Annotated in this window: 27 protein-coding genes and 1 pseudogene; 13 read left to right on the top strand and 15 right to left on the bottom strand. The window is 71.5% G+C overall.

Translation table 11 applies throughout. The features are described from left to right. Nucleotides 1-237: 237 nt before the first annotated feature. The 6 genes from ABZU53_RS23445 (at nucleotide 238) to ABZU53_RS23420 (ending at nucleotide 5657) form a co-directional block, all read left to right on the top strand. The gene (locus ABZU53_RS23445; RefSeq protein WP_354857228.1) at nucleotides 238-1593 is read left to right on the top strand and encodes an extracellular solute-binding protein; all 1356 of its coding nucleotides are present in this window, start codon (nucleotides 238-240) and stop codon (nucleotides 1591-1593) included. Then, nucleotides 1590-2561 carry a sugar ABC transporter permease gene (locus ABZU53_RS23440; protein WP_355067466.1) on the top strand — a complete coding sequence of 324 codons (972 nt, stop codon included), beginning with the start codon at nucleotides 1590-1592 and terminating at the stop codon, nucleotides 2559-2561. The genes ABZU53_RS23445 and ABZU53_RS23440 overlap by 4 nt, the downstream gene beginning before the upstream one ends. Then, nucleotides 2558-3382, top strand: coding sequence for a carbohydrate ABC transporter permease (locus ABZU53_RS23435; protein WP_354857223.1), 825 nt, complete (start codon nucleotides 2558-2560; stop codon nucleotides 3380-3382). Before ABZU53_RS23440 ends, ABZU53_RS23435 begins: the two co-directional genes overlap by 4 nt. Before the next feature lie 3 nt (nucleotides 3383-3385). Continuing rightward, nucleotides 3386-4534, top strand: a complete 1149-nt coding sequence (locus ABZU53_RS23430) for a serine hydrolase domain-containing protein (RefSeq protein ID WP_355067464.1) — start codon at nucleotides 3386-3388, stop codon at nucleotides 4532-4534. Nucleotides 4535-4685: 151 nt separating this feature from the next. Further along, nucleotides 4686-5399, top strand: coding sequence for a GAF and ANTAR domain-containing protein (locus tag ABZU53_RS23425; RefSeq protein ID WP_355067463.1), 714 nt, complete (start codon nucleotides 4686-4688; stop codon nucleotides 5397-5399). 57 nt (nucleotides 5400-5456) lie between these two features. Next, the gene (locus ABZU53_RS23420) at nucleotides 5457-5657 is read left to right on the top strand and encodes a hypothetical protein (RefSeq protein ID WP_355067461.1); all 201 of its coding nucleotides are present in this window, start codon (nucleotides 5457-5459) and stop codon (nucleotides 5655-5657) included. 16 nt (nucleotides 5658-5673) lie between these two features. Here the strand turns inward: ABZU53_RS23420 and ABZU53_RS23415 are convergent, their stop codons facing one another. Then, entirely contained in the window at nucleotides 5674-7104 is a 1431-nt protein-coding gene (locus tag ABZU53_RS23415) for an endo-1,4-beta-xylanase (RefSeq protein ID WP_355067459.1), read from the bottom strand. A gap of 736 nt (nucleotides 7105-7840) precedes the next feature. Here ABZU53_RS23415 and ABZU53_RS23410 point away from each other — a divergent pair. Genes ABZU53_RS23410 through ABZU53_RS23400 form a run of 3 tightly spaced genes read left to right on the top strand, consistent with a single transcriptional unit; the run spans nucleotide 7841 to nucleotide 10756 of the window. Beyond that, nucleotides 7841-8848 carry an ABC transporter permease gene (locus tag ABZU53_RS23410; protein WP_354857216.1) on the top strand — a complete coding sequence of 336 codons (1008 nt, stop codon included), beginning with the start codon at nucleotides 7841-7843 and terminating at the stop codon, nucleotides 8846-8848. A gap of 40 nt (nucleotides 8849-8888) precedes the next feature. Then, nucleotides 8889-9941 carry an ABC transporter substrate-binding protein gene (locus ABZU53_RS23405; RefSeq protein WP_354857214.1) on the top strand — a complete coding sequence of 351 codons (1053 nt, stop codon included), beginning with the start codon at nucleotides 8889-8891 and terminating at the stop codon, nucleotides 9939-9941. Continuing rightward, nucleotides 9941-10756, top strand: coding sequence for an ATP-binding cassette domain-containing protein (locus ABZU53_RS23400; RefSeq protein ID WP_354857211.1), 816 nt, complete (start codon nucleotides 9941-9943; stop codon nucleotides 10754-10756). Before ABZU53_RS23405 ends, ABZU53_RS23400 begins: the two co-directional genes overlap by 1 nt. A gap of 73 nt (nucleotides 10757-10829) precedes the next feature. On the opposite strand, the gene ABZU53_RS23395 is transcribed toward ABZU53_RS23400, so the two are convergent. From ABZU53_RS23395 to ABZU53_RS23375, 5 genes are all read right to left on the bottom strand, one after another. Continuing rightward, a complete protein-coding gene (locus ABZU53_RS23395; RefSeq protein WP_354857210.1) occupies nucleotides 10830-11552 on the bottom strand; it encodes a FadR/GntR family transcriptional regulator in 723 nt (240 codons plus the stop codon). A gap of 8 nt (nucleotides 11553-11560) precedes the next feature. Next, the gene (locus ABZU53_RS23390) at nucleotides 11561-12955 is read right to left on the bottom strand and encodes an enolase C-terminal domain-like protein (protein ID WP_355067457.1); all 1395 of its coding nucleotides are present in this window, start codon (nucleotides 12953-12955) and stop codon (nucleotides 11561-11563) included. A 502-nt stretch (nucleotides 12956-13457) separates the two neighbouring features. Then, nucleotides 13458-13865 (bottom strand): arsenate reductase ArsC, encoded by a 408-nt coding sequence (locus tag ABZU53_RS23385; RefSeq protein WP_355067455.1) that lies wholly within the window; start codon nucleotides 13863-13865, stop codon nucleotides 13458-13460. Beyond that, entirely contained in the window at nucleotides 13862-14968 is a 1107-nt protein-coding gene (arsB, locus tag ABZU53_RS23380; protein WP_355067453.1) for an ACR3 family arsenite efflux transporter, read from the bottom strand. Before arsB ends, ABZU53_RS23385 begins: the two co-directional genes overlap by 4 nt. Further along, nucleotides 14959-15342 carry a metalloregulator ArsR/SmtB family transcription factor gene (locus ABZU53_RS23375; RefSeq protein WP_355067451.1) on the bottom strand — a complete coding sequence of 128 codons (384 nt, stop codon included), beginning with the start codon at nucleotides 15340-15342 and terminating at the stop codon, nucleotides 14959-14961. The genes arsB and ABZU53_RS23375 overlap by 10 nt, the downstream gene beginning before the upstream one ends. A gap of 98 nt (nucleotides 15343-15440) precedes the next feature. Between ABZU53_RS23375 and ABZU53_RS23370 the strand changes: the two genes are divergently transcribed. Next, nucleotides 15441-15938 (top strand): N-acetyltransferase family protein, encoded by a 498-nt coding sequence (locus tag ABZU53_RS23370; RefSeq protein ID WP_355067450.1) that lies wholly within the window; start codon nucleotides 15441-15443, stop codon nucleotides 15936-15938. 14 nt (nucleotides 15939-15952) lie between these two features. Further along, nucleotides 15953-17359 carry an NAD(P)-binding domain-containing protein gene (locus tag ABZU53_RS23365; RefSeq protein WP_355067449.1) on the top strand — a complete coding sequence of 469 codons (1407 nt, stop codon included), beginning with the start codon at nucleotides 15953-15955 and terminating at the stop codon, nucleotides 17357-17359. Nucleotides 17360-17413: 54 nt separating this feature from the next. Here the strand turns inward: ABZU53_RS23365 and ABZU53_RS23360 are convergent, their stop codons facing one another. The 7 genes and pseudogenes from ABZU53_RS23360 to ABZU53_RS23330 form a co-directional block, all read right to left on the bottom strand. Continuing rightward, the gene (locus tag ABZU53_RS23360) at nucleotides 17414-17767 is read right to left on the bottom strand and encodes a TraR/DksA C4-type zinc finger protein (RefSeq protein WP_355067447.1); all 354 of its coding nucleotides are present in this window, start codon (nucleotides 17765-17767) and stop codon (nucleotides 17414-17416) included. 38 nt (nucleotides 17768-17805) lie between these two features. Next, entirely contained in the window at nucleotides 17806-19011 is a 1206-nt protein-coding gene (locus ABZU53_RS23355) for a ferritin-like domain-containing protein (protein ID WP_355067445.1), read from the bottom strand. After that, nucleotides 19008-19853, bottom strand: coding sequence for a PhnD/SsuA/transferrin family substrate-binding protein (locus ABZU53_RS23350; RefSeq protein ID WP_354857187.1), 846 nt, complete (start codon nucleotides 19851-19853; stop codon nucleotides 19008-19010). Before ABZU53_RS23350 ends, ABZU53_RS23355 begins: the two co-directional genes overlap by 4 nt. Further along, nucleotides 19853-21022, bottom strand: a complete 1170-nt coding sequence (locus ABZU53_RS23345; RefSeq protein WP_355067443.1) for an acyl-CoA dehydrogenase family protein — start codon at nucleotides 21020-21022, stop codon at nucleotides 19853-19855. The genes ABZU53_RS23350 and ABZU53_RS23345 overlap by 1 nt, the downstream gene beginning before the upstream one ends. Before the next feature lie 79 nt (nucleotides 21023-21101). Next, a complete protein-coding gene (locus ABZU53_RS23340) occupies nucleotides 21102-21560 on the bottom strand; it encodes an ion transporter (protein ID WP_355067442.1) in 459 nt (152 codons plus the stop codon). Between the two features lie 85 nt (nucleotides 21561-21645). Beyond that, nucleotides 21646-22035: pseudogene (locus ABZU53_RS23335) on the bottom strand (ion transporter); the annotation flags it as partial. Between the two features lie 391 nt (nucleotides 22036-22426). Further along, on the bottom strand, nucleotides 22427-23284 hold the full coding sequence (locus ABZU53_RS23330; protein ID WP_354857181.1) for an SDR family oxidoreductase: 858 nt from the start codon (nucleotides 23282-23284) through the stop codon (nucleotides 22427-22429). An 87-nt stretch (nucleotides 23285-23371) separates the two neighbouring features. On the opposite strand from ABZU53_RS23330, the gene ABZU53_RS23325 reads away from it, so the two are divergent. Further along, on the top strand, nucleotides 23372-23767 hold the full coding sequence (locus tag ABZU53_RS23325; protein ID WP_354857180.1) for a helix-turn-helix domain-containing protein: 396 nt from the start codon (nucleotides 23372-23374) through the stop codon (nucleotides 23765-23767). Nucleotides 23768-23792: 25 nt separating this feature from the next. Here the strand turns inward: ABZU53_RS23325 and ABZU53_RS23320 are convergent, their stop codons facing one another. Both ABZU53_RS23320 and ABZU53_RS23315 read right to left on the bottom strand, forming a co-directional pair. Further along, on the bottom strand, nucleotides 23793-24182 hold the full coding sequence (locus ABZU53_RS23320; protein WP_354857177.1) for a VOC family protein: 390 nt from the start codon (nucleotides 24180-24182) through the stop codon (nucleotides 23793-23795). Between the two features lie 49 nt (nucleotides 24183-24231). After that, nucleotides 24232-24867 carry a helix-turn-helix transcriptional regulator gene (locus ABZU53_RS23315; protein ID WP_355067440.1) on the bottom strand — a complete coding sequence of 212 codons (636 nt, stop codon included), beginning with the start codon at nucleotides 24865-24867 and terminating at the stop codon, nucleotides 24232-24234. Here ABZU53_RS23315 and ABZU53_RS23310 point away from each other — a divergent pair, their 5' ends adjacent. Further along, on the top strand, nucleotides 24868-25353 hold the full coding sequence (locus tag ABZU53_RS23310; RefSeq protein ID WP_355067438.1) for a hypothetical protein: 486 nt from the start codon (nucleotides 24868-24870) through the stop codon (nucleotides 25351-25353). It begins immediately after the preceding gene. Nucleotides 25354-25448 lie beyond the last annotated feature (95 nt).

The raw sequence follows: 25448 nt of genomic DNA, 5'->3' as shown, positions 1-25448 counted from the left end.
GACAGCCTCCCGTGTCACGCGCATGCTCTGCTAAATCAGTTTAGCGACCACTTTTGGCGCGTCTGGAGACGTCGTCGGCCGCCGTGCTGAGGGTCAACGGTGGCCGGAACGTCTGCTGCGGCCGGGCGACCGCCACGACGTACCTGTCGTGGCTGTTCAGCCGGTCGCGGTGGTCCCGGTGGAGCCGTCGCGCGGCCCTGAGCCGCGGGACGCGCGGAGGAATCTAGGAGTCATTAAATGGCAGAATTGCTGACGAAAAGCCCGCGACGCAGAGCGGTCATCCTCGCGCCGCTGCTGGTGATCGGGCTCGCCGCGACGGCGTGCAGCGCTCCGGGAGCCGACCGGTCGTCGACCGCCGGGCCCGACGCCGCCGTCAAGACCGACCTGGGCACCGCGCCGATCAAGCTGGAGATGTACGCGGAGACCGGCTTCCCGCTGGCCAAGGCGCTCGCCGACGAGTTCACCAAGCAGCACCCGAACGTCACGTTCGCCATCCGCGAGGACCAGTTCACGGTGATCGTGGAGAACGCGCCGCGCGTCATGGCCTCGGACAACGCGCCCGACATCATCCGGCTCCCCACGATGGTCGACCTGGTGAAGGACGACCTGCTCAAGAACCTCGACCCGTACGTCAGCGCGTACGGCTGGGACAAGTTCCCGGCCTCGCAGCTCATGCAGTTGCGCGTCGGCGACAACACCCGGGGCACCGGCTCGCTCTACGGCATGGGGCTCGGCTACAGCGTCACCGGCGTCTTCTACAACAAGAAGCTGGCCAGCCAGGTCGGCATGACCCAGCCGCCGGCCACGGTCGCCGAGTTCGAGCAGCTGCTGGCGAAGGCGAAGACCAGCGGGGTCCAGCCGATCATGCAGTTCAACAAGAACACCGCGGGCATCAACTTCCCGCACCAGGCGCTGCAGAACCAGTTCGGTGACCCGGCCCAGGTCGCCGACTGGATCTTCCAGAAGCCGGGGGCCACCTTCGACACCCCGGCCGCGTTGAAGGCCACCCAGACCATCCAGAAGTGGGCCCAGGCCGGCTACTTCCCGAAGGACGCCAACGCCCTGGACTACGCGGGCATGGTGGGGCAGTTCCAGAAGGGCAACGGCCTGTTCATGTTCAACGGCGACTGGGAGTCGGCCAACCTGGACAAGGCGATGCCCGGCAACGTGGGCTTCTTCCTGTTCCCGGCCGAGACCGCCGGTGGCAAGCACGTCGCGATGTCCGCCCCCAACACCTTCGGCGTCTCCGCGAAGGCCAAGAACCCGGACACCGCCGCGTACTTCCTGAACTGGGTCCACACCAACGCCAAGGCGCGGGAGATCGCCGTGACGGTCGGCGGTTCCAGCCCGGGCGGCCCGAGCGACCTGCCGGTGCCGGCCGCCGCCCCGAACACGGTGCTGGCCGAGACCCTCAAGGCGGCGCAGCAGCTCGGGGCCGAGAACGGCGCGGTGGACTTCACCGCCAACGCGACCGGCGGCATCTTCGCCGCCGCGATCACGCCGGAGATGCAGAAGCTGGTCGCCGGCCAGCAGACGCCCGAGGGATACGTGAAGGCGGTCCAGGCCGAGTACGCGAAGGAACTGTCCCGATGACGTCTGCCCTCGGCAGCGCACCAACCGGGCGGGACGACCAGGTGTCGCCGACGGGTCGTCCCGCCCGTTCCACGTCCACGCGGGCCCACCGACGCCGGTGGGCCCGCGCGGCCGGGACCGGCTGGTTGTACGTCCTGCCCGCCCTGCTGATGTACGCGGTCTTCGTCCTGCGCCCCCTCGCCCTGACCGTCCAGTACTCGTTCTACGACTGGAACGGAATCGGCGTCGCCCGCTGGGCGGGCCTGGACAACTACGTCACCGTGTTCACCGACAGCGACCTGCTGAAGATCATCTCCAACGCGATCATCCTGATCGTCTTCTTCAGCTTCATCCCGGTCGCGCTCGGGCTGCTGGTGGCGAGCATGGTCCGCCGGATCACCACCGGCGCGTTCGGGACGGTCGTCCGGACGATCCTGTTCCTGCCACAGGTCATCCCACTCGTCGCGGCTGGCATCGCGTGGAGTTGGCTGCTCTCGACCAACGGGCTGCTCAACCAGGTGTTGCGCGCGCTCGGGTTGGGCGGCCTCGCCCGCGCGTGGCTCGGCGACTTCGACACGGCGCTGCCTGCCGTCGGGGTGATCGGCGCCTGGGTCCTGCTCGGTCTCTGCACGATTCTGCTGGTCACCGGCATGAGCAAGATCGACCCGGCGCTCTACGAGGCCGCCCGGCTGGACGGCGCGGGGCCGGTCCGTGAGTTCCTCGCGGTGACCCTGCCCAGCCTGCGCCAGGAGATCGGGGTCTGCCTCACCGTCACGATCATCGCCGCCCTGGCGAGCTTCGACATCGTCTACATCTCGACCAGCGGAGGCCCGGGTCTGCAGACCACCGTTCCCGGCCTGGAGATCTACCGCCTCGCCTTCTCGCAGCGTCAGGTCGGGCTGGCCTCGGCGCTCGCCGTCGTGCTCATGCTGCTGGTGCTGGCGTTCGTGCTGCCGATCCAGCGACTGACCCGGGGGGAGAAGCCGTGAACCTGAGCCGACGTGAGCAGGTGACCGGGCGAGTCTTCCTGATCGCCCTGATCCTCGTCACCCTGCTGCCGTTCGTGAGCATGCTCTCGGCCGCCCTGCAACCGCGCGGCACCGTACCCGACGGGCTGGCCTGGCCGTCCGACCCGCAGTGGGGAAACTTCGCCGACGCGTTCACCGCCGCCAACATGGGCGCGCTGCTGCGCTCCAGTCTGCTCATCGTGGCCGGCGTCGTACCGGTGTCGGTGCTCATCGCCACCATGGCCGGCTTCGGGCTGGGCCAGTTGCGGGTGCCCGGCGGCCGGCTCGTCTTCGGCCTGCTGCTGCTCGGACTCACCCTGCCGTTCGAGGCCGTGGTCACCCCGCTCTACTACCAGATGCAGGACCTCGGGCTGCTCAACACCCGGTGGGCCATCATCCTGCCGCTGATCGGCCTCTACATGCCGTTCGCGGTGTTCTGGATGCGTGCCCACTTCACCAACGTGCCGGTCGAGCTGTCCGAGGCCGCCCGGGTGGACGGCAGCAGCACCTGGCAGCTGTTCTGGCGGGTCCAGGTGCCGCTCGCCCGACCGGCCATCGCGTCGCTGACGATCCTGATGTTCCTGTGGACGTGGAACCAGTTCCTGCTCGCGATCGTCCTCGTCGACGACGCCACCAAACGCACGATGGCCGGGGCGCTCGGCGCCTTCCAGGGCCAGTGGGGCACCGACCTGGTGCTGCTGTGCGCTGGTTCGCTGCTGATCCTCACCCCTACCCTCATCGTGTTCCTGATCTTCCAGCGACAGTTCATCAAGGCCCTGATCCAGGGCTCACTGAAGGGATAGGCAGTGGCCACGCAGATCCACGGCGACGTCGACGAACGCTACGGGCGCGTCGCCGACGCGTTCCGCGACAACTTCACCTCCCGGGGCGAGGTCGGCGCCGCGGTCACCCTCTACGTGCGGGGCCGCAAGGTCGTCGACCTGTACGGCGGGCTGGCCGACACCCGCACCGGACGGCCCTGGACGGCGCACACGCCGGCCGTCGTCTTCTCCTGCACCAAGGGAATCCTGGCGATCTGCGCGTACCTGCTGGCGCAGCAGGGGCGGCTGGACCTCGACGCGCCCGTGACGCGCTACTGGCCGGAGTTCGGTCAGCACGGCAAGGCGGACATCCCCGTACGCTGGCTGCTCACCCACCAGGCCGGCCTGCCGGCCCTGGACCGGCCCCTGACCCTCGACGAGGTGCTCGCCTGGGACCCGGTCGTCGCGGCGATCGAGGCGCAGGCGCCGCTGTGGCAGCCGGGAACCGCGCACAGCTACCACTCGATGACCTACGGGTGGCTCGTCGGCGAGGTCATCCACCGCGTCACCGGCCAGCTTCCCGGCGCGTACTTCCACGACACCCTCGCGCGGCCGCTGGGACTGCGGACCTGGCTCGGGCTCCCCGCCAGCGAGCGCGACACCGTCGCCTGGGATCTCGCGCCACCGCCGGACGCCGATCCCTTCGTCGACCCGGTCGCCGAACGGGGCATCACCATGGGTGGCGCGTTCGCCTTCCCCGCCGACGCCGACGGTCTGGTCAGCTTCAACGACCCCGCCATCCAGGCCGCCGGCATCCCGGGCGCGGGCGCGGTGAGCACCGCGGACGGCCTGGCGCGGCTCTACGCGGCCTGCGTGTCCGACCTGCGGGGTGGCCCCCTGCTCACCGGGGCGTCGGTGGACGACGCGGTCGTCGTCCGCTCCCAGGGTCAGCAGCGACACGGCCCGCCCGACACCGGCCAGCGCTGGGGCAGCGGCTTTCTGCTGCACTCTCCGCCGGCGCGGCCGCTGCTCGGGGAGCGCAGCTTCGGCCACGACGGCGCCGGAGGAAACCTCGCCTTCGCCGACGCGCACCACGAGGTGGGGTTCGGCTACGTGGTCAACCAGATGTACTCCGCGGGCGACGAGCGCGCCAACCGGTTGACCGCTGCCGTCCGCTCCAGCCTGGACGCCTGAGCCGGCCGGCTGCGGTGTGAGTCGGCGCCGCACGGGGTAGGCAGGACGTCGACGGCGGCCACGCAGCGAGATGCCGCCACGATCCGACGGGGTGACCGACCGTGCGCGACTCCCACCTGCCGGCGGGTGCCGGCCGACACGGACGTCGGCGATGACCGAGCCGCCGGTGGATCCCGCGCAGGCGCTGGCCGAGTTGAGCCGGATCAGACTCGACGAGATCAGCCTCGACGACATGCTGCGCCGGGTGGCCACGCTGGCCAACCGGAGCGTTCCCGGCGCCAGGGAGGTCTCGGTCACCCTGGTCCGGGATCGCGCGGGTTGGACCGCCGCGTTCACCGGCGATCTGGCCCGCGAGCTGGACGAGCGGCAGTACGAGCAGAATCGCGGCCCGTGCCTGGACGCCTCCGCCAGCGGCGACACCATCTCCCTACCGGACATGACCGTCGAGCAGCGCTGGCCGCAGTGGGCACAGCGGGCGCGTGAAGTCGGCGTGGGCAGTTCGTTGTCGATCGGGCTGCCGATCCAGGAGTCGGTGGTGGGGGCGCTCAACGTCTACGGCGGCACGGCGAACGCCTTCGATCCGCCGGCGATCGCGGTCGCGGAACACTTCGCCGCGTACGCGGCGGTGGCGCTGGCCAACGCCCACCTGTACGACAGCGCCGCCACCCTGGCGGAGCAGTTGCGGGAGGCGATGCGCAGTCGGGCGGTGATCGAGCAGGCCAAGGGGATCATCATGGGGGAGCGGCGGTGCACGCCGGACGAGGCGTTCGCGTTGCTGTCGAAGATTTCCCAGGACACCAACCGCAAGGTGCGTGACGTCGCGGAGGCCCTGGTTGCCAGGGTGGTCCAGAGGACTCGGGTGTGAGCAGGCGCCGACCTGCGCCGGACGTCCGTCGCTGTCACCACCTGGGCCCCGCCGTGGGTGCACCTCGCGCTGCTGCTCCTGCTTCTTGGCGTACGGGCGGTGGCGCGGCGACGTCGACGACGCCTGGCCAGCCTGCTGGCGCTGGCCCGGGAGCAGGACGGCCAGGCGTCCGTACGCCGTCCATCTGATCTTCTGGTAGTACGGCACCCCCGGGGCGCGCGGCACGTCCGCGACGCCCCGGGGGTGCCGGGGTGGTGAGCTGAGAGGGGACGGATCAGCTCGCGGTGCAGGTGGGGGTGCCGGACGGGCTGGCACCGGTGCCCTGGAAGCCGAACTCGGTGCTGGCTCCCGCGCCGACCTGGCCGTTGTAGTCGACGTTGCGGAAGTCCACAGTGCCCGACGAGCCGCTGGCCTGCGCGCTCCAGGTGTTGGTGACGGCGGTGCCCGAGGGCAGCGTGATCCGGACCGTCCAACCCCGCAGGGCCGTCGAACCGGCGGTGACCTTGACGGTGGCGACGAAGCCGCCGTTCCAGGAGTTCAGCGACACCGAGGCCGAGCATCCGGCACCGGTCGGCGGCGGGGTCGTGGGCGGCGGCGTCGTGGGCGGCGGAGTGGTCGGCGGCGGGGTCGTCGGCGGCGGGGTCGTCGGCGGCGGGGTGGTCGGGGTGGGGGTTCCGCCGGAGTTCAGGGCATTGAGGACCGAGGTGTACGCCGCCTTCTTGTTGCCCGAGCGGTCGAACAGCAGTGGGTTGTCGTTGCCGCGCCACGAGTCGCTGTCCCGGACGCCCCACACCGTGATGCCGGTGCAGCGGGGAATCGCCAGGCAGGCCCGCGTGACCTGGGCGTAGGCGTTGGCCTGGTTGGAGCCCTGGGTGATGTCCAACTCGGTGATCTGTACGTCGACGCCGAGGTCGGCGAAGCGCTGCAGGTTGGCCTGGTAGTCACTGGGCACCGAGGTGCCGAGGTGGGACTGGAAGCCGACGCAGTCGATCGGCACGCCGCGGGACTTGAAGTCGCGCACCATGTTGTAGATGCCGGTGGACTTCGCGTTGATGCCGTCGGTGTTGTAGTCGTTGTAGCAGAGCTTGGCGCCCGGGTCGGCGGCGCGGGCGGCGCGGAACGCGGCCTCGATCCAGTCGTTGCCGGTGCGCTGCAGGTTCGAGTCCCGTCGGCCGCCGCTGCCGCCGTCGGCGAAGGCCTCGTTCACCACGTCCCAGGCGTAGATCTTGCCGCGGTAGTGGGTGGCGACCTGGGTGACGTGGTTGATGGCGGCGTTGCGCAGCGCGGTGCCGGACATGCCCTGCGCCCAACCCGGCTGCTGCTGGTACCACAGCAGCGTGTGGCCGCGGACGATCATGCCGTGCGACTGGGCGTGGGCGACGATCTGGTCCCCGCCGCTGTAGCTGAACCGACCCTGCTGCGGCTCGGTGGCGTCCCACTTCATCTCGTTCTCGGGAGTGAGCTGGTTGAACTCCCGGTTCACGATGGTGGCGAACTGGCTGTCGGACAGCTTGAAGGCGGGTACCGCCGCACCGTAGTAACGGCCCTTCTCGGCCGCCGAGGCACCCAGAGTGGTGCCGGCGTTGGCGGCGGAGGTCACCGCCACCGTCGCGGCTACCGCCGCGAGGGTGGCCGCGAGCGGCATCAGCACCCGACGGCCCCGGATCCGGGGTCGCGGTGCGCGTTCGTCGGGGATCTTGTCCATGGTCCTGCCTTTCGAGGTGGTGGCGGCCGGAGTCGAGGGTCGCTGCCAGACCGGCGGTGGGCTGCCCGTGGGAAACCGCTCGGGGTGGATGTGGGCGGGCCCGGGGACGGTGTGACAGGTCGCCAACGGCGATGCCTGAGGGCGGACGTCATGACGGAGCGACCGCGTGCGCGGACGCGGGAACACGGCGTACGCCGGACAGGTGTGGCTCGGACAGGTCACCGACCGTCGACCGGGTCGCGGGACCCGATGCCCTTCGAGGTGCCGGTGACTCCGAGCGGGAGGGACGTGCCCTCGACTCCGTGGCGGAACATAGCATGTTATCGATAACATGCTCAAGGTGAGCGGTGGCCGGGCAGCGAGCATCTCCGGCGATGACGCCCGCGCGGCGAGTTCCAGGCGTTACCGCTAACACTGGCCTGATCCGACGGCGGGTCGATGGTGGACGAAGGGCGTTCGCCGCAGCCCTTTGCCGACAACGCTTTTTTGGTCGGACGTATGGTGCGCGAAGCGTGCATAACGATGCCACAACATGCCTGTAAGCCCTTGGCAACATGAGTGTGACCGTGGGAAGGTAACGCCTGATCGCAGGAAACATCCGATCTATCGCGCAGGCGCTGCGGGGAGTGGCCCGTGTGTGACGTCCTGGGGAGGTCCGGTTGCTGAGGAATGCGTCGATCACCGGCGGGGACGCGCGTCGAGCCGGGGACACAGTGGACGAGAGCCGGGCCCGCCGATGAGTGCGGCCGAGGCGACTGCGGAGCCCCAGGGCGGCGCGCTCAACGACTGGTTGCGGGAGCGCATCTCGCACGCGCTCAGTGAGTTCACCGCGGCCACCGCGCTCGTCGTCCTGTTCATCGCGTTGAGTTTCGCCAGTCCCTACTTCCTGACGGCCGACAACCTGTTCAACATCGGCGCGCAGACCGCTGTGATTGCCATCATCGCCGCCGCGCAGACGATGGTCATCATCACCCGGGGCATCGACCTGTCGGTCGGCTCGGTCGCCGCGCTCGCCGGAGTGGCGGGAGCGATGGTCGTCCGTGACCTGGGTTTCCCGCTCCTGGCGGCGACGGCGGTCGCGATCGGTGTCGGTGCCCTGGCCGGGCTGCTCAACGGGCTGCTGGTGACCGTCGCCCGGATACCCCCGTTCATCGCGACGCTGGGGACGATGTCGGTCGGCCGGGGCCTGGTCTTCATCATCACCGGGGCGGTCGGCGTCTACGGTCTGCCCCGATCGTTCCAGCTGCTCGGCAACGGCGAGATCATCGGTATCCCGTTCGCTGTGGTGATCACCGCGGTGGTCGCCGTCGGGGTCGCGTTTCTGCTCTCGCAGACCCGCTTCGGGCAGTACACCTACGCCATGGGGTCCAACCTGGAAGCCGCCCGCCGCTCCGGCATCGGGGTCGGCCGCCACCTGACGTACGTGTACGTCCTGGCGGGTGTGCTGGTCGGTCTGGGTGGCATGATCGCCGCCTCCCGGGTCAACTCCGGCCAGCCGAACTACGGCATATCGCTGGAACTCGACGTCATCGCCGCCGCGGTCATCGGCGGCGCCAGCCTGTTCGGAGGGCAGGGCCGGATCGTCGGGACCATCATCGGCGCCTTCCTCATCGCCCTGGTCCGCAACGGCGCCGTCCTGCTCGACATCAGCATCCACTACCAGCAGGTGATCGTCGGCCTGATCATCTGGGCCGCCGTCTACTTCGACCAGTACCGCCGTCGGCGGCTGGAGTCACGGGGCTGACATGCCGTTCCCGGAGTTCGACAGAGGAAGGACGCACACCATGTCACACACCACCACCAGCCGACGGCCACGAGGGCGTCTTCTGCGCGCACAGGTCATCGTCGCCGTCGCCGCGGCGACCGCTCTGCTCAGCGCGTGCGGCGGAGTCGAGGTCCGCGACGGAGGCGACGGCGCGACCAAGGACGCGGCCGGGCCGCTGAAGCTCGCCGTCGTGCCGAAGGCTGTCGGGGCCGACTACTGGAACACGGTGAAGGCGGGCGCCGAGTGCGCCGCGCAGCGCGCCGGCGACGTCACGGTCCAGTGGGACGGGGTGACGACCGAGACGGACGTCGAGGGCCAGGTCAACCTGATCCAGAACTTCGTCACCAAGAAGGTCGACGGCATCGTCTACGCGGCCACCGACTCCCGGGCGTTGGCGCCGGCCACCGACCAGGCGCTCGGCGCCGACATCCCGGTCGCGATGATCGACTCGGGCACCAGCCCCCAGCCGTCGAGCGTGCCGCTCTTCGCCACCGACAACAAGGCGTCGGCCGTCGAGGCGGCCAAACTGCTCGCCACCGAACTGGGCCCCGGCAACCACGACGTGGCGCTTGTGGAGTTCCAACCCGGCTCGCAGACCAACACCGAGCGGGTCGACGGCTTCAAGGCCGGCCTCGCGCAGTTCCCCAACCTCAAGCTGGTCGGGCAGCAGCCCAGCCGCAGTGACGTCAACGAGGCGCGGCGGGTGACCGAGAACATCCTGACCGCGAACCCCAACCTCGCCGGCATCTTCGCGGCCAACGAGCCGAGCGTGCTCGGCGCCGCGCAGGCCATCCAGGCGGCCGGCAAGTCCGGCAAGGTGGTCATCATCGGTTGGGACGCCGCCCCCGACGAGATCGCGGGGCTGCGCAGCGGTCAGATCTCGGCGCTGGTCGTGCAGAACCCGTTCAAGATGGGCTACTTCGGCGTCGACAAGATGGTCAAGCACCTTCGGGACAAGGCGCCGCTGGCGTCGGCCGACACCGGCGTCACGTTCGTCACCAAGAAGAACATCGACTCGGCGGAGATCAAGGCGGTGCTCGAGCCCAGCTGCGCCAACCCTCCGGTGCAGTGATGGACGCCGCCCCGACGACCACCGTCGAGACCGACCAGCCGGCCGCCGACGAACCGCCGGTGCTCGAAGCCCGTGGCATCGTCAAGCGGTTCGGCCACGTCGAGGCGCTGCGTGGCGCGGACTTCACCGTCCACAAGGGCGAGGTCGTCGCCCTCATCGGCGACAACGGCGCCGGAAAGAGCACGCTGATCAAGACGCTGTCCGGTGTGCACCCGCCCGACGAGGGTGAGATCCGGGTGGGCGGTCGTCCCGTCCACTTCGCGACGCCGGTGGACGCCCGGCGCGCGGGAGTGGAGACCGTCTACCAGGATCTCGCGGTCGCCGACGATCTCAGCGTCGCCGCCAACCTCTACCTCGGGCGGGAGATCCTGCGCTCCGGGCCGCTCGGCCGGCTGGGGCTTCTCGACAAGCGCGCCATGCGGCAGGGGGCCGCCGCGGCGCTCGCCGAGCTGGGTGTGCGGATTCCCCGGGTCACCACGCCGATCGCGATGCTGTCCGGTGGGCAGCGGCAGTGCGTGGCGGTGGCGCGGGCGATCATCTGGGCGACGAACGTGGTCATCCTCGACGAGCCGACCGCGGCGTTGGGCGTCGTGCAGACCGGGCGGGTGCTCGACGTCGTCCGCCGGGCCCGTGACGCTGGCATGTCGGTGGTGCTGGTCAGCCACAACATGCCGCAGGTGCTCGAGATCGCCGACCGGGTGGAGGTGCTGCGCCTGGGCCGACGGGCGGCGCGGCTGCGTGCCGACGAGGTCACCACCGACGACCTGGTCGCGGCGATGACCGGGAGCACCGGCGCGGAGCGGGACGAGCGGTGAGGGCGATCGCCCGCCCGTGACCGAGCGCGAGGGGCCGGCATCGGTTCCGTTGGCGCGCGGAGCGGGCGGGCGATCACTGCGCCTGCGCGTCGACGCCCGTCTCACCCTCGTCGGGCAACCCCTGTAGCGACTCCTCCACACCGATCAGGTGGTTGGCCATCCGGGTGCGGGCCCGCTCCGGGTCGCGCGCCCGGAGGGCCTTGAGGATCGCCACGTGCTCGTCGTGGGTACGCCGGTCCGCGCCCTCCTCGTGCAGGCTCCGCCAGAGTCGCCCGCGCAGGGTGCGCCCGGCGAACGCCTCGATCAGGCCGATGAGCACCGGGTTGTCGGCGTGTGCGGCGATGATCCGGTGGAACGCGATGTCGATTTCCATGATCCGCTCATGGTCCTGCGGCGACCGACCGGCGATCCGGGCTGCCTCGTCGAGCAGCTCCCCGGCCTGGGCGAGGGCCTCGTCGGTGATCCTGGTCGCCGCCAACCGGGCGGCCTCGCACTCCAGCAGGCGGCGGACGGTGTGGATGTGCCGCCCGTCGCCCTGGCCCTGGAAGTCGACGACGAAGCCCATCGGGGCAAGCAGCTGCGGCGCGTCGAGGTTGGTGACGTACGTGCCGTCGCCCTGGCGGATGTTGACGATGCCGAGGATCGACAGCGCCGACATCCCCTCGCGCAGCGATCCCCGCGAGACGCCGAGGGACTCGGCGAGGTCCTTCTCGATGGGCAGCCGATCCCCGGGCTTGAACGTCCCCTCGAGGATCATCCGCTTGATGCCGTTCACCACTTCGTCGGTGCGGGACATGACACCTCCTAGCGGCCGGCGGGGGTGGCCGTCCCACCCGCGATCACGTACGGCTCCGGAGATGACACCGTAGCCGGGTCTGCCGCGGCCCAGTAGAGGCCGTCGGGGAACCGGTACCGCGCGATCGACTCGGGGTGCATCCGGGTGGAGTAGCCGGGCGTGCCGGGCAGAACGTAACCGCTGCCCCAGCCGGTGTCCCGGACGACACACGGGTCGGTGAAGTGCTCGTGCAGGTGGTCGACGAACTCGGTCACGCGGCCGGTGAGATCCCCTGAGATGGCGACGTAGTCGAGCACCGACACGTGTTGGACCATCTCACAGAGCCCGACACCGCCGGCGTGCGGGCACACCGGGACGTCGAACTTCGCGGCGAGCAGCAGCACGGCGACGATCTCGTTGATGCTGGCCAGCCGGCCGGTGTCCAACTGGCAGAAGTCGATGGCCTCGGCCTGGAACAGCTGCTTGAACATCACCCGGTTGTGGCAGTGCTCGCCGGTGGCGACGCCGACGGGAGCGACGGCACGGCGTACGGCCGCGTGGCCCAGGATGTCGTCCGGGCTGGTCGGTTCCTCGATCCACAGTGGTAAGAACTGAGCGAGGGCCTTGACCCACTCGATGGCCTGGTCGACGTCCCACACCTGGTTGGCGTCGATCATCAGGTTGCGGTGCGGGCCGAGGATCTCCCGGGCGATCCGGCACCGCCGGATGTCGTCGTCGAGGTCGGCGCCGACCTTGAGCTTGACGTAGCCGTAGCCGGAGTCGACGGCCTCCTGGCACAGCCGGCGCAGCTTGTCGTCGCCGTAGCCGAGCCAGCCCGCCGAGGTGGTGTAGGCCGGGTAGCCGGTGCGCGCCAGCTCGGCCAGACGGTCGGTCTTCGTGCTCTGCTTGGCGCGCAGGATGGCCAGTGCCTCGTCCCGGGTCAGCGCGTCGGACAGGTAGCGCAGGTCGGCGATGTCGACGAGTTGCTCGGGGGACATGTCGGTGAGCAGCCGCCACAGCGGCTTGTCCGCGAGTCGCGCGGCCAGATCCCAGGCCGCGTTCAGCACGGCCGCCAGCGACAGGTGGATGACGCCCTTCTCCGGCCCGAGCCAGCGCAGCTGGGAGTCGGAGGTGAGCAGGCGGTAGACGGCCCCCATGTCGGCGGCCATCGTCGTCACGTCCATGCCCACCAGGCGGTGGGCCTGGTGCACCGCCGCCGCGACGACGATGTCGTTGCCCCGGCCGATGGTGAAGGTGAGGCCGTGACCGGCGAGCGGTGCGCCGGCGCTGTCGAGGCCGTCGGTGTGCAGGATGACGTAGGCCGCCGAGTAGTCGCCGTCCTTGTTCATGGCGTCGGACCCGTCAGCGGTCAGCGAGGTGGGGAAGCGGACGTCCTCGACGGTGACGCCAGTGATCTGCGGCATGCGCTCCTCGCCCGACTAGGCTAAAGATCTGATGATCATTTGGAGTATACGGAGGCTCGATCGGCTGCGTCAACGACATCGATCGACCCGTGCCAATATAGATCTAATGTTTTACGCTCTCTGGCGGCGTCCGGTGACCGCGTCCGTTCCTCGCCCGCCGGGGCGTCCGCCCGGCCGGATGGACGGATCGACACGGCGAGGGCGCGACGGGTTCCGTGTGACACCGGCGCTGCTTGCCGACCCTCCCGCAGGGCGGTCGACCTGCTCTGCCGCGCTGCGGGCCGCGTCGGCCGGCACCGCCCCGGCCGGGGCCGGGTGGTTGTCGTGAACATCGGCCGGGGCCCGATGAAGATTAGATGTTCGCCCCGATGGCCGACGTCGGCTCAGTCTGGCCGCACCGGTGCCGCTGAGCCGATACATCACATCTATGTGGACGCCGTTGCCGTCGGTGAGTCCCGTCGTGGTGCCGGCCGGCGGTGGCGTGTGCCGGCCTCGTCCGTGCTCAGCCGAGGGCGGCCAGATCGGCGACGAGCTGCTCGACCCGGGTCCGGATGTCGTCGCGGATCGGACGGACGGCGTCGACGCCCCTGCCGGCCGGGTCGTCGAGCTTCCAGTCCTCGTAGCGCTTGCCGGGAAAGACCGGGCAGGCGTCGCCGCAGCCCATGGTCACGATGACGTCGGAGGACTCCGCGGTGGCGTACTCCAGGAGGGTGGGGGTCTGGTCGGTGATGTCGATGCCGACCTCGCGCATGGCCTGGACGGCGGCGGGGTTGATCGTCTCGGCCGGGGCGGAGCCGGCCGAGCGAACCTCGACGGTGTCGCCGGCGAGGTGGCGCAGCCAGCCGGCGGCCATCTGGGAGCGGCCGGCGTTGTGGACGCAGACGAACAGGACGCTGGGTTTGTCGCTCATCGTGACGCCTCTCGGTCAAGGGGTGGGGTGAAGAAGCGGCGGCGTGCCCAGAGCGAGACGTGGACGAGGCCGACCAGTACGGGCACCTCGATCAGCGGCCCGACGACCCCGGCCAGCGCCTGACCGGAGGCCACGCCGAAGGTGCCGATCGCGACGGCGATGGCGAGTTCGAAGTTGTTGCCGGCGGCGGTGAACGCGAGGGTGGTCGTGCGCGCGTAGCCGAGGTCGAGCGCCCGGCCGAGAGCGTAGGAACCGGCCCACATCAGCGCGAAGTACACCAGCAGCGGCAGGGCGATACGGGCGACGTCGAACGGCCGGCCGATGATGGCGTCGCCCTGAAGGGCGAACAGGATCACGATGGTGAACAGCAGCCCGTACAGGGCGGCGGGGCCGACGCGGGGCAGGAGGCGGGATTCGTACCACTCGCGACCCCGGGCGCGCTCGCCGAGGCGGCGGGTGAGGTAACCGGCCAGCAGCGGGATGCCGAGGAAGATGAGCACGTTGCGGGCGATCTCCCAGACCGAGACGCGCAACTCGGCGCCCGGCAACCCGAGCCAGCCGGGCAGCACCGACAGGTCGAACCAGCCGAGCAGGCCGAAGGCGAGGACCTGGAAGACGGAGTTGAGCGCGACCAGGACCGCCGCGGCCTCGCGGTCGCCGCACGCGAGGTCGTTCCAGATGACGACCATGGCGATGCACCGGGCGAGGCCGACGATGATCAACCCGGTGCGGTACGCGGGCTGGTCGGCCAGGAACACCCAGGCCAGGGCGAACATCACGGCCGGGCCGACCAGCCAGTTGAGGACCAGCGACGAGACCAGCAGGCGGCGGTCGCCGGTCACGGTGTCGAGCCGGTCGTAGCGGACTTTCGCCAGCACCGGATACATCATGACCAGCAGGCCGATCGCGATCGGCAGCGAGATACCGCCGACCGCCACCGCGTCCAGCGCGTCGTCGAGCCCGGGGATCAGGCGGCCGAGCAGCAGCCCGACGACCATGGCCAGCCCGATCCAGACCGGCAGGAACCGGTCGAGTCGGGAGAGGCGACCGACGACGGCGCTCGCGGCCGGGTCGGCCTGGCGGGTGGCGGTGCTCACGAGCATTCCGACCGGGCGGCGGGAGCGGGGCCTGCCTCGGTCGGGACGACGGTGAGCAGTGCGGCGAGTTGGTGCAGGACCGTCGGCCGGGCGCGGTAGTAGACCCAGGTGCCGCGACGCTCGGCGTCGACGAGCCCGGCCTCGCGCAGCGTCCTGAGGTGGTGCGAGATGGTCGGGCCGGTCAGGTCGAACGCGGGGATGAGGTCGCAGACGCAGATCTCGCCGCCCTCGGCGGAGGCGATCATCGACATGAGCTGCAGGCGGACCGGGTCGCCGAGGGCCTTGAACGCGGGGGCGAGCGCGGCGGCGGTCTCGGCCGGCACACGCCGTTCGGACAGGGGCGGACAGCACAGCACGTCCACGGCCGCTTGTTTCGACATCAGTCTAGGTTGACAGACATCTAATCAGCGTGCAACTGTCTGATTCGACAGACGTCGAGACAGTCTCTCCCCGTCCGAGACCGGAACGGAGCCCGCCGATGGCCGACCTGACCACGCGCCCGATGACCGCCGGCGACGCCGACCGCGTCCTGACGATCTACCAGGCGGGCCTCGACGGCGGTGACGCCAGCTTCGAGACCACCGCGCCGACCTGGGGGGCGTTCGACGCCACCCGGCTGACCGCGCACCGCTTCGTGGCCGTGGACGGCAGCCACGCCATCCTCGGCTGGGTCGCCGTCACACCGACATCGAGCCGCCCGGTCTACGCCGGAGTGGTCGAGCACTCCGTCTACGTCGACCCGGCGGCCCAGGGGCGCGGGGTCGGCCGGCTGTTGCTCGACGCGTTGATCACCTCGACCGAGGCGGCCGGCATCTGGACCATCCAGTCCGGCATCTTCCCGGAGAACACCGGCAGTCTGGCCCTGCACCGGCGGGCCGGGTTCCGTGTCATCGGCGTCCGGGAGCGGATCGGCCGCCACCATGACCGCTGGCGCGACGTGGTTTTGCTGGAACGCCGCAGCCCCACCATCACCTGACAAGGAGTTACCCGATGAACGCCCTGGACAGCCTTCCCGTCGTGGTCGTCGGCGCTGGCCCGACCGGCCTCGCCGCAGCCGCCCACCTGCACGAACGCGGCCTGCCCTTCGTCGTCCTGGAAGCCGGCGACACCCCGGGCGCCGCCGTCGCCCAGTGGGGACACGTGCGGGTCTTCTCGCCCTGGCGCTACAACATCGACCCGGCCGCCCGCCGGATCCTCGACGACGCCGGCTGGCTCGCCCCCGACCCGGAGGCCCTGCCGACCGGGGCGGAGCTGGTCCGCGCGTACCTCCAGCCGCTCGCGGAGCTGCCCCAGCTCAAGCCCCACGTCCGCTACGGCGCCCGGGTCCAGGCGATCAGCCGCCTCGGCCTCGACCGGCTGCGCACCGCCGGCCGCGACACCACGCCGTTCCTGGTCCGCCTCGCCGACGGTGACGAGCTGCTGGCCCGCGCCGTGCTCGACGCCTCCGGCACCTGGGGCACCCCGAACGTCCTCGGCGCGTCCGGCCTGCCCGCCCGGGGTGAGGCCGACGTGGCCGCGTACCTCGAACACGCGCTGCCGGACGTGCTCGGCGCCGACCGGGACCGCTTCGCCGGCCGCCACACGCTCGTCGTGGGCGCCGGTCACTCCGCGGCGAACACCCTGCTGTCCCTGGCGGACCTGGCCGCCACCGAGCCGGGCACCGAGGTGACCTGGGCGATCCGTACCACCTCGCCCGCGCGCACGTACGGCGGCGAAGATGCCGACGCCCTGCCGGCGCGCGGCGCTCTCGGCGCGCGGCTGCGGGGGCACGTCGACGCGGGCCGAGTCCGGCTGCTCACCGGCTTCTGGGTGCACGCCCTCACACCGGCCGACGGGCGCGTCCGGGTGGTCGTCCGGCACGCCGACGGGGGCGAGGAGTCGGTGCTCGTGGACCGCGTCGTCGCGGCCACCGGGTTCCGCCCGGACCACTCGATCACCGCCGAGCTGCGGCTGGACCTCGACCCGGTGCTCGGCGCGACCCGCGCGCTCGCCCCGCTGATCGACCCGAACGAGCACTCCTGCGGCACCGTGCCTCCGCACGGCATCGACGAGCTCACCCACCCGGAGGTCGGCTACCACGCCGTCGGCATGAAGTCCTACGGTCGGGCGCCGACGTTCCTCATGGCCACCGGCTATGAGCAGGTCCGCTCGGTCGTCGCCGCCCTGGCCGGAGACTGGGCCGCCGCCCGCGACGTCCAGCTCGACCTGCCCGAGACCGGCGTGTGCTCCAGCAACGCCGCCGACTCGGTGAGCGGCGACAGCTGCTGCGGCCCGACGCCGGCCGCCGAGCCGGCCCGACGCGGGCTGGCCACCGGCGTCTCCGGCGGGCTGCTCAGCCTCGTCGCCGTCGACACCGCGCCCGCCGATGGCCAGGCCGGCGGCTGCTGCGCCAGCTGACGTCCCCGCGACGGCGGCGTCCGCCGGCCCCCGGGCCCGCGGGCGCCGCAACCGTCACCGGCGGCTGGCGCAGGCGACGCAGGTACGCGCCGACGGGCGGGCGGCGAGCCGCTCGGCGGGAATCGGGCGCAGGCATCGTTCGCAGACGCCGTAGCTGCCGGCGTCGACGCGGCTCACCGCCTCGTCCAGTTCGGCCAGGCGTCGACGTGCCGCGTCCAGGACGGCACTGAGCTGTGCCCGTTCGAACGCGATCGTGCTGCCCTCGGGGTCGTGTTCGTCGTCGGCGTTCGACGACCGGGACGCCTCGAACAGGCTCCGCAGGTCGCCCTCCAGCGCGGCGGCCTCAGCGGCGGTCTCGTCGCGCCGCCGGAGGAGATCCGCACGAATCGCGCGGGATTCGGTGTCCATGGCGGTTCCAGGCTACGCCCGGTGCCGCGCACCGGGGTCTACATGAAGTTGCGGGTGTGCAGGGCGGAGAGCGCGGCCGCCTCGTTCGACCGGAAGCCCAGCCGGACGAGTCGGCGCTGGCGGCCCTGGTCCATCGCCTGTTGCAGAGCACGCACGTGGTCGAAGCCGGCGGCCACGTCATCGGGGTCCCACCCGCCCGCCGCGAGCAGCACCAGCGCGTCGAAGACGTCCGCGTTGAGGCCCGCGGTGTCGGCCAACGCGTCGTGACGACGGTGGATCGCGGCACGGAGTCGGTCCCGCAGCAGCGGGTCGACCGTCGCCTGGTGCTCCAGATGGGCCATGCCGAACACCACGTGCCGGCGCTCGTCCTGCATCGCCAGCCAGCAGATCCGGCGGGTCACCGGATCGGGAGCGTGCCGCACCAGGAACCCCAGCAGGTCGACGAAGCTGCCCTCGCCGAGCACGGAGAGCAGGAACGACGCCAGGGCGAAATCGGACTCGGCGACGAGCGTGAAGAGCGACTGCCGGCCACCCGCCGAGGACGTGCCCAGCTCCGCGCCGCGCAGCAGCGCCCGCCGGCTGAAGACCTCCATGTGCCGGGCCTCGTCGGCCACCTGCACCGCGAGGAGCTGCACCACCTCCCGAAAGTGCGGGTGGATACGGCCGATGAACCGGGCCGGTACGACGAGAGCCGCCTGCTCGTTCTCGACCAGGTAGGTCATGACCTGCACGACCGCGGCCTCGACATCCGCCGGCAGCGCGAACGCGTCGTCCCACGGCACCGCCGTCTGCGGGTCCCACTGCCGTGCGGCGGCCTGCGCGTACAGCGCGGGGGCGATGTCGGCCCACACCAGATCGCGGTCGTCCAGGTCGAAGCGGGCCTCGGGCCCGCCGGCCTCCAGCAGCGCGCCACGGGCACCGAGCCCCCAGCGTGGCGGTGGACGGCTGCTCAGCGCCGAGGGCAGGGCAGGCCCGGCCCGCTCCGCGCCGAACCAGCGGTCGTCGTCGGCGGCGCCCCGGACGACGACCGCCACCAGGCGACTCCGGTCCGCGGGATCGGGCCATTCGACCCGGTGACCCCGGCTTCGGCACCACGCCGGCAGGTGCACCCCCAACGCCGCATCGGTGCCGGAGACCGCCACCCGGCCGCCGGGCGGCAACCCGGCCAGGGCGCGCTGTACCAACAGGTGCGCGCCACGGCCGAAGCCGAGGCCGCCGAGATCGATCTCGACGTCGGCGGTCACGGCCGATAGTCCGCGGCGGTCACCCGCCCGTCGGGGGCGTAGAACCCGCTCGCGTCGACCGCCTCGGCGAGGGCGTCGTACCCGGTCGTACGGCCGTCCTGCCAGGCCGTCAGGCCCTCCAGGTCGAGCAGCGGGCGCACCTGCGGATCGGCGTACGACATGCCGCGCAGCAGGGTGCCGAAGAGCCGGACCCCGTCGGACGCCGGCTCGCGCACCGTCATGTTGCAGTGGTCGTACCGCCCGGTCTGCGCGACGATCCGGGTGCCCTCGGGTGGCAGCGTGCCCTCCTGCACGAACATCAGGTGGTTGGCGTCGATCATGCAGGCGGCGTCGACCTCCCCGGCCGCCAGGGCGCGCGCGGCGTCACGTTCGCCTCCGACGTGGTCACCGTGCAGCCCGACACCGACGTCGAACCGGCGCACGTCGACCCGGACTCCGGCCGCGGCGAGGTGGCCGAGCGGGATCAGCGTGGCCTGCGGACTGTCCACCGCGCCGGTCGCCACCACCCTTCCGGCGAGATCCTCGACCCGGTGTACCGGCGAGTCGGCGCGCACCACCACGACCGAGGTGAGGTCCCGGTCGGTGTCGCGCATCGTGAGCGCGCGCACGGAGCCGCCAGCGGCCGTGGCCAGCCGGTCGGCTCGCAGCCACGCGAGCGGAGAGTTCCACGCGGCGTCGATGCGGCCGGCGACAAGGTCCTCGACCTGTCGCTCGTAGTGCGAGTAGAGGACAAAGTCGAAATCCAGGCCGTGACCGCGCAGCCAGCCGCGAAAGCCCTCCCAGATGGTGACGACCTTGGGGTCGTACGCGACCGCGCCCATCAGGACCGACGGCGCCGGCATCAGCGGTTGGCCTCGTCGAGCAGCGGCAGGCCGGTGGCGACGCGGCCCACGAAGTCGTGCAGAGCGTCAGTGGTCGGTGCCATCACCCGGGCGGCTCGCGAGTCGCGGAATCGGCGCTCCAGGCCCAACTCCTTGCGAAAGGCGCTGCCACCGCAGAGCCGCATCGCGCCGTCGGTGACGTCCGCGACCGTCTCGCCGGCCAGGGCCTTGACCTGCAACACACGCAGCGTCGCGTCGTCCCGGCCGGTCTCCAGCGCGGTGAGGGTGTCACCGAGGAAGGCGCGCAGGGCGTCGGTGCGGATCTTCAACTGGGCGAAGTCGCGTCGGGCGACGGGCGCGTCGCGAAGCGCCGCGCCGGTGTGCGTGAGCGTGGTGCCGGTGAGGTGCCGGGCCGCCTCGGCGACGGCGCTGTCGGCGAGGCCGAGACAGAACGCCGAGTTGAGCACCAGGAACCAGGGGAGTACGGCGCCGAGCGCGGTGTCGAGGCCGGTGCCGTCGGTGCCCAGCATCGCGTCGGCGGGGACCACCACGCCCTCGGCCGTCATCGGCCGGGAGCCGTTGCCGCGTAGGCCCAGCCCGTCGAACTCACCGGCGACGCGGAGCCCGGCACTGTCGGCCGGAACAAGCCACAGCGTCATCGGCCCGGCCCCCGACGCCAGCGCAAGGCTCGACCAGACGTAGCTGTCGGCCTCGCCCGCCGCGGTGACCCAACTCTTGCGGGCGTCGAGTCGCACCGCGGCATCACCGGACGCCGTCGCCGACCCGGTGGGCGACCAGAAGTGGCTGCGGGAACCGAACTCGGAGAACGCCAACGTGGTCAGGTGACGGCCGCCGGCGATGGCCGCGCGAACCTCGTGCGGGCCGTGCGCCTCGATGACGGCGGTCGCCGCGTAGTGCATCAGAACCACCATCGCCGTGGACCCACACTCGGCGGCCAGCCGTTCGATGACGTCGGCGACCGCGCGCATGCCCTGGCCGCCGCCACCGACCTCGGGGGAGGAGGCCAGGCCGAGCAGGCCCGCCGTGGCGAGGGCATCGACGCCCTCGCGGGGGAAGGCGCCGTCCCGGTCGACGGCCTCCGCCTGCGGGCGGATCACCTCGTCGATCACGGTGGTGAGTGTGGTCAGGACGTCGGTGCGGGACTGGAAACTGTCGACACTGGCCGTCATGCGCGGTGCCCCTTCATTCGGACCGGCGGGACCGCCATCGAGACTAGCCGATCCGGCCGTCATGATCGAGAGTGTGGTCTCACCGTCGGGAGGGGGTGTCCTCGCGGTGCGGCCGGGCGTGCGTGTCGTCCCGGTCGATCCGCAACTCCCGCTCCAACTCGGCGATGACCGCCCGCAGGTCGTCCAGCCGCTGGGTGAGCGCGATGCGGTCCACCTCGTCGGGTACGCCGTCGCCGTCCTCGTCGTAGCCGGGGGCCAACCGCTCGGTCATCTCCAGGCGGCGGGCCTCCTCCATCGAGTTGACGATGACCGCGATGAGGATGTTGAGCAGCAGGTTGACGGTGATCACCACGTAGCTGACGTAGTAGAGCAGCGTCCACGGCGAGATGGCCAGGCCCTGCTCGATGAGGTCCGGCAGCGTCTCCAGCGAGAGCAGCACGAACAACGTCAGCAGCGACCGGCCGATGTCGCCGTACTCGTCCGGGTACCTGTCGCCGAAGATCAGCCAGCCGGCCATCCCGTACACGTAGAGCGTCACCACGGCCAGGGCGAGGAACCCGCCTGCGCCACAGCGCGGACACGATGGTCCGCAGGCCCGGCGAGAACCGCACCAGCCGGACCATCCGGGCGACCCGCACCACGCGCAGCAGCGCCGAGTCACCGTGCAGGCCCGGAACGAAGATGGCCGCGATCACGACGAAGTCGAAGACGTTCCAGCCGTGCCGGAAGAAGTCCTGCGGACGTCGGCCGTAGGCCGCCAGCCGGATGCCGATCTCGACGACGAAGACGGCGCGGAAGAGCACCTCCAGCCCGTGCAGCGCCCGGGTCGCGGGGACCAGACCGTCGTACGTCTCCAGTCCGAGGACGATCCCGTTGGCGAGGATGACGACGACGATGCCGATCTCGAAGGGGCGGGAACGGGCGAGCCGTGCGCAGGCGTCGGCCAGCGCGGGCCGGTCGCGCTGGGGTGTGGACGGTGCGTCTCGCTGCGCGGGCGCGGGCGGTCCGCTCATCAAGCGGCCGACCCGTCGGTGTGCGCCGAGGCGGCGTCGTGGGCCCACCTCGCATCGTCGGGCTGGCGGTGCGGGGGCATGGTCACCACCCTAGTCACGACGCACAGCCGGGACGCCATCGTGGAGGCCGCCATCGCCCTGGCCGACAGCTGAGGGCTCGTCGCGGTGTCGATGCGCGCGGTCGTCGGCACCGGATCGCTCTACCCGTAGCTCGCCGCGTCGCCGGAGGCGGGCTGACGGGGCGGTCGGGGCGTTCCGCCGGCCCGCGTGGTCCCGACTGAGGCAGAGGCGGCGCAGAGGGCGAAGCGGAGCGGTGGTCCGGCGGGCGGGTGACGGAGGCGTACACCCTGTCACCCGCCCGATCGACGAACCGTGAGGAGACCGCGGCCGGTCAGGCCCGCGCGGCCCGGATGGCGTCGCGCAGCGGGGTGCTCGGCCGGCCGATCAACCGGCTGAGGTCGTCGCTGTCGGTGGCCAGCTCGCCGATGGCGATCGAGTGGTCGAGGGCGGCGACGAACCCGGCGGTGCCGGCGTCGAGCCCGACGTTCTCCAGCGCCGAGGCCAGCTCGGCGGCCGACAGGTCGCGGTGGACGACAGTGGTGCCGGTCACCTCGGTGACGGCGTCGGCCAGCTCGTCGAAGGTGAACGCGGCGCCGCCCAGCTCGTAGACGGCGTTGCCCTCCTCGTCCCGGGTCAGCGCCGCCGCCGCGGCGGCCGCGTAGTCGGTCCGGGGCGCGGCGGAGACCTTGCTGCCGCCGGTGGCACCGAGGATGGTGCCGCTCTGCAGGTACTGCGGCAGCTGGTCGGTGTAGTTCTCGGTGTACCAGCCGTTGCGCAGCACCGTGTACGGCAGGCCCGACGCGGCCAGGACCTCCTCGGTGGCCTTGTGCTCCGGTGCGAGCGGGTTCGTGGTCGTGTCGGCCTTCAGGATGCTGGTGTAGACCACGCGGCCGACCCCGGCGAGCGTGGCGGCCTCGATGACCGCGGTGTGCTGGGCGGTCCGCTGCCCGGGCGTGTCGCCGGAGATGAGCAGCAGGCGGCGTACGCCGGCCACGGCGCCGGGCAGCGTCGTCGGGTCGTCGTAGTCGGCCCGGCGGATCTCGACCCCGCGCGCGGCCAGGTCGGCGGCCTTCTCCGGGCTGCGGACGATCGCGGCGATCTCGGTGGCGGGCACGCCGGCGCCGAGCAGGTGCTCGATCACCAGGCGACCCAGCCGGCCGGTGGCGCCGGTGACGGCATACGTGGGCATGGGGACCTCCGATTGACGGTGACGAAACGTAAGCACTTACGAATCTACAGCACAAGCTCTCAGGTAAGCGTCGGGTAAGCTGGTGACATGAGCGACATGCCGGCCCGGGACCCGGCGGGGCCTACCCAGGAACTCGTCAGTGATGTCTTCGCGCGCGGCTGCACCTCCCGTGCCGCCTTCGAGAGCGTCACCTCGAAATGGGCCTCGCTCGCTCTGCTCGCGCTCGGTGAGGGCAGTTACCGGTTCAACGCGCTGCGGCGGCGCATCGACGGGGTGAGCGAGCGGATGCTCTCCCAGACCCTGCAGACTCTCGAACGCGACGGCATGCTCACCCGCGAGGTGCTCACCGCGATCCCGCCGCGCGTCGAATACTCGCTGACCCCTCTCGGCGCCCGGGTCGCCGATCAGTTGCGCGGCCTCGCGGACCTGCTGGAGGCCTCGGTGTCCGAGGTGCAGACCGCCGGCGAGCGGGAGCGGGGCTGACCCGAGCCGGAGTCCGCCGAGGCGGTCAGCGGTAGCTGATCAGTTCCAACAGCGAGCCGTCGGGGTCGCGGAAGTAGACACTTCTGCCCGGTCCGCGTCCGCCGTGGCGGTCCACCGGCCCGGCCTCCACCTCGACGCCGTGCCGCCGCAGGTGGTCGAGGATCTCGTCGGCGGTGCCCGGCCAGACGAGACAGAGGTCGCTGCCCCCGGCCTCGACGGGACGCCGGGCGACCAACGCGCCGACGTCCAGGCCCGGACCGTGCACGTTGAGCTGCTGGTCGCCGAACCGGTACGCGACCCGACCATCGGGTTGGTCGACGATCTGGGCGCCCAGGACATCCCGGTAGAAGGCGGTGGACCTCGCCCAGTCGGTCACCGCGATGACACAGTGGTCGAGCCGTAAACCGTCCGGCATGGCACCGAGCTTACGGCCGGGCCGTCCGGACGTGGGGCATGCGGCGCGGTCAGGCGCGGAGCGTCTCGCGAGGCGGCACGCCGTAGCTGGCGTGGTAGCGGGCGGTGAACCGGCTGTGGTTGGCGAACCCCCAGCGACTCGCGATGGCCGACACGGTCCCCTGTCCGGGGTCGGCCCGGACCAGGTCGTGGTGGGCCCGATCGAGCCGGATCCTGCGCAGGTACGCCATCGGGGTGGTGCCGAGATGGCGGCGGAAGGCGAGCTGCACCGCGCGCTGGGAGACGGCGGCGGCGCTGGCGATGTCGGCGGCGCTGATGTCCCGGTCGGCGTTCTCCTCCATGAATGCGACGGCGCGGCGCAGGGTGGCGGTGCTGGCGTCGCGGCGGTCCTCGGCGGTCTCGTCGGTGAACGCCGTGTTGGGGAAGATCGCGAGCGCTGCCGCGGCGAGCATCCGTGCGGCGTTGCCGATCACCAACGGCTGGGCGCTGGCGCTCGGGATGCTCGCCACGACATCGCTGACGTAACTGGTGGTTCGGTGCCACTGCCGGGCGAGCGGCGCGTTGACTCCGCCGAGGTCGGTGAACCGGATCTGGCCGGGCCTCCGGGCCGTGGCGGCGGTCGCCACCTGCGTCAACACGCCGAGGTCCAGGACGCAGAGTTCCACCTCGCCGGGGTCCCACCGCACGTGGACCGGCTGACCGGGACGGGTGACGAGAAAGGCGTCGCCGGGGCCGACCTGTTGGGGCACTACCTGCTCACGGCGTTGCTGGCCCACCAGGTGGGGCCGGACGCCCTGGTCCGCGTCGGGGCGCTCCTCGGCACCGTCCGGCGCTACCTGCCCGCCCCGCGGCCACCCGCGCACCGCAACGGGGGCCCCGAGCCCCGGCGACGCGACGTGCGAGCGGACAACAGCGTCGTGGGCCGGTACCGACGGACCACGCTGCCCGAGCACCTGCCCAGTCCGCCGAGCTGGACCTGCACCGGATGTGGCCGCGAATGGCCCTGCGCCACCAAGCAGAGCCAGCTGCTCGCCGAGTTCGGCGGGGCGCGTGCCGCGCTCGCCGTCTACCTCGGGTCGTGCCTCGTGGCCGCCGCCCAGGATCTGCCGACGCTGCCCCTGCCCCGAGTACGACTCCGCTTCCTGGGCTGGCTGCCACGCGCCCGGATCTGACGACACGCGTACGCCCCGCTGTCGGCGCGTGACCCACCGCCGCGCCTCGCGCGCCCTTCAACGGGCTCCGCGAGGGTGTTCATCGTGCACCCGCC

Source organism: Micromonospora sp. NPDC005194, assembly GCF_040608335.1.
Taxonomy (GTDB): Bacteria; Actinomycetota; Actinomycetes; order Mycobacteriales; family Micromonosporaceae; genus Micromonospora.
This window is presented reverse-complemented; position numbering and strand designations above follow the sequence as displayed.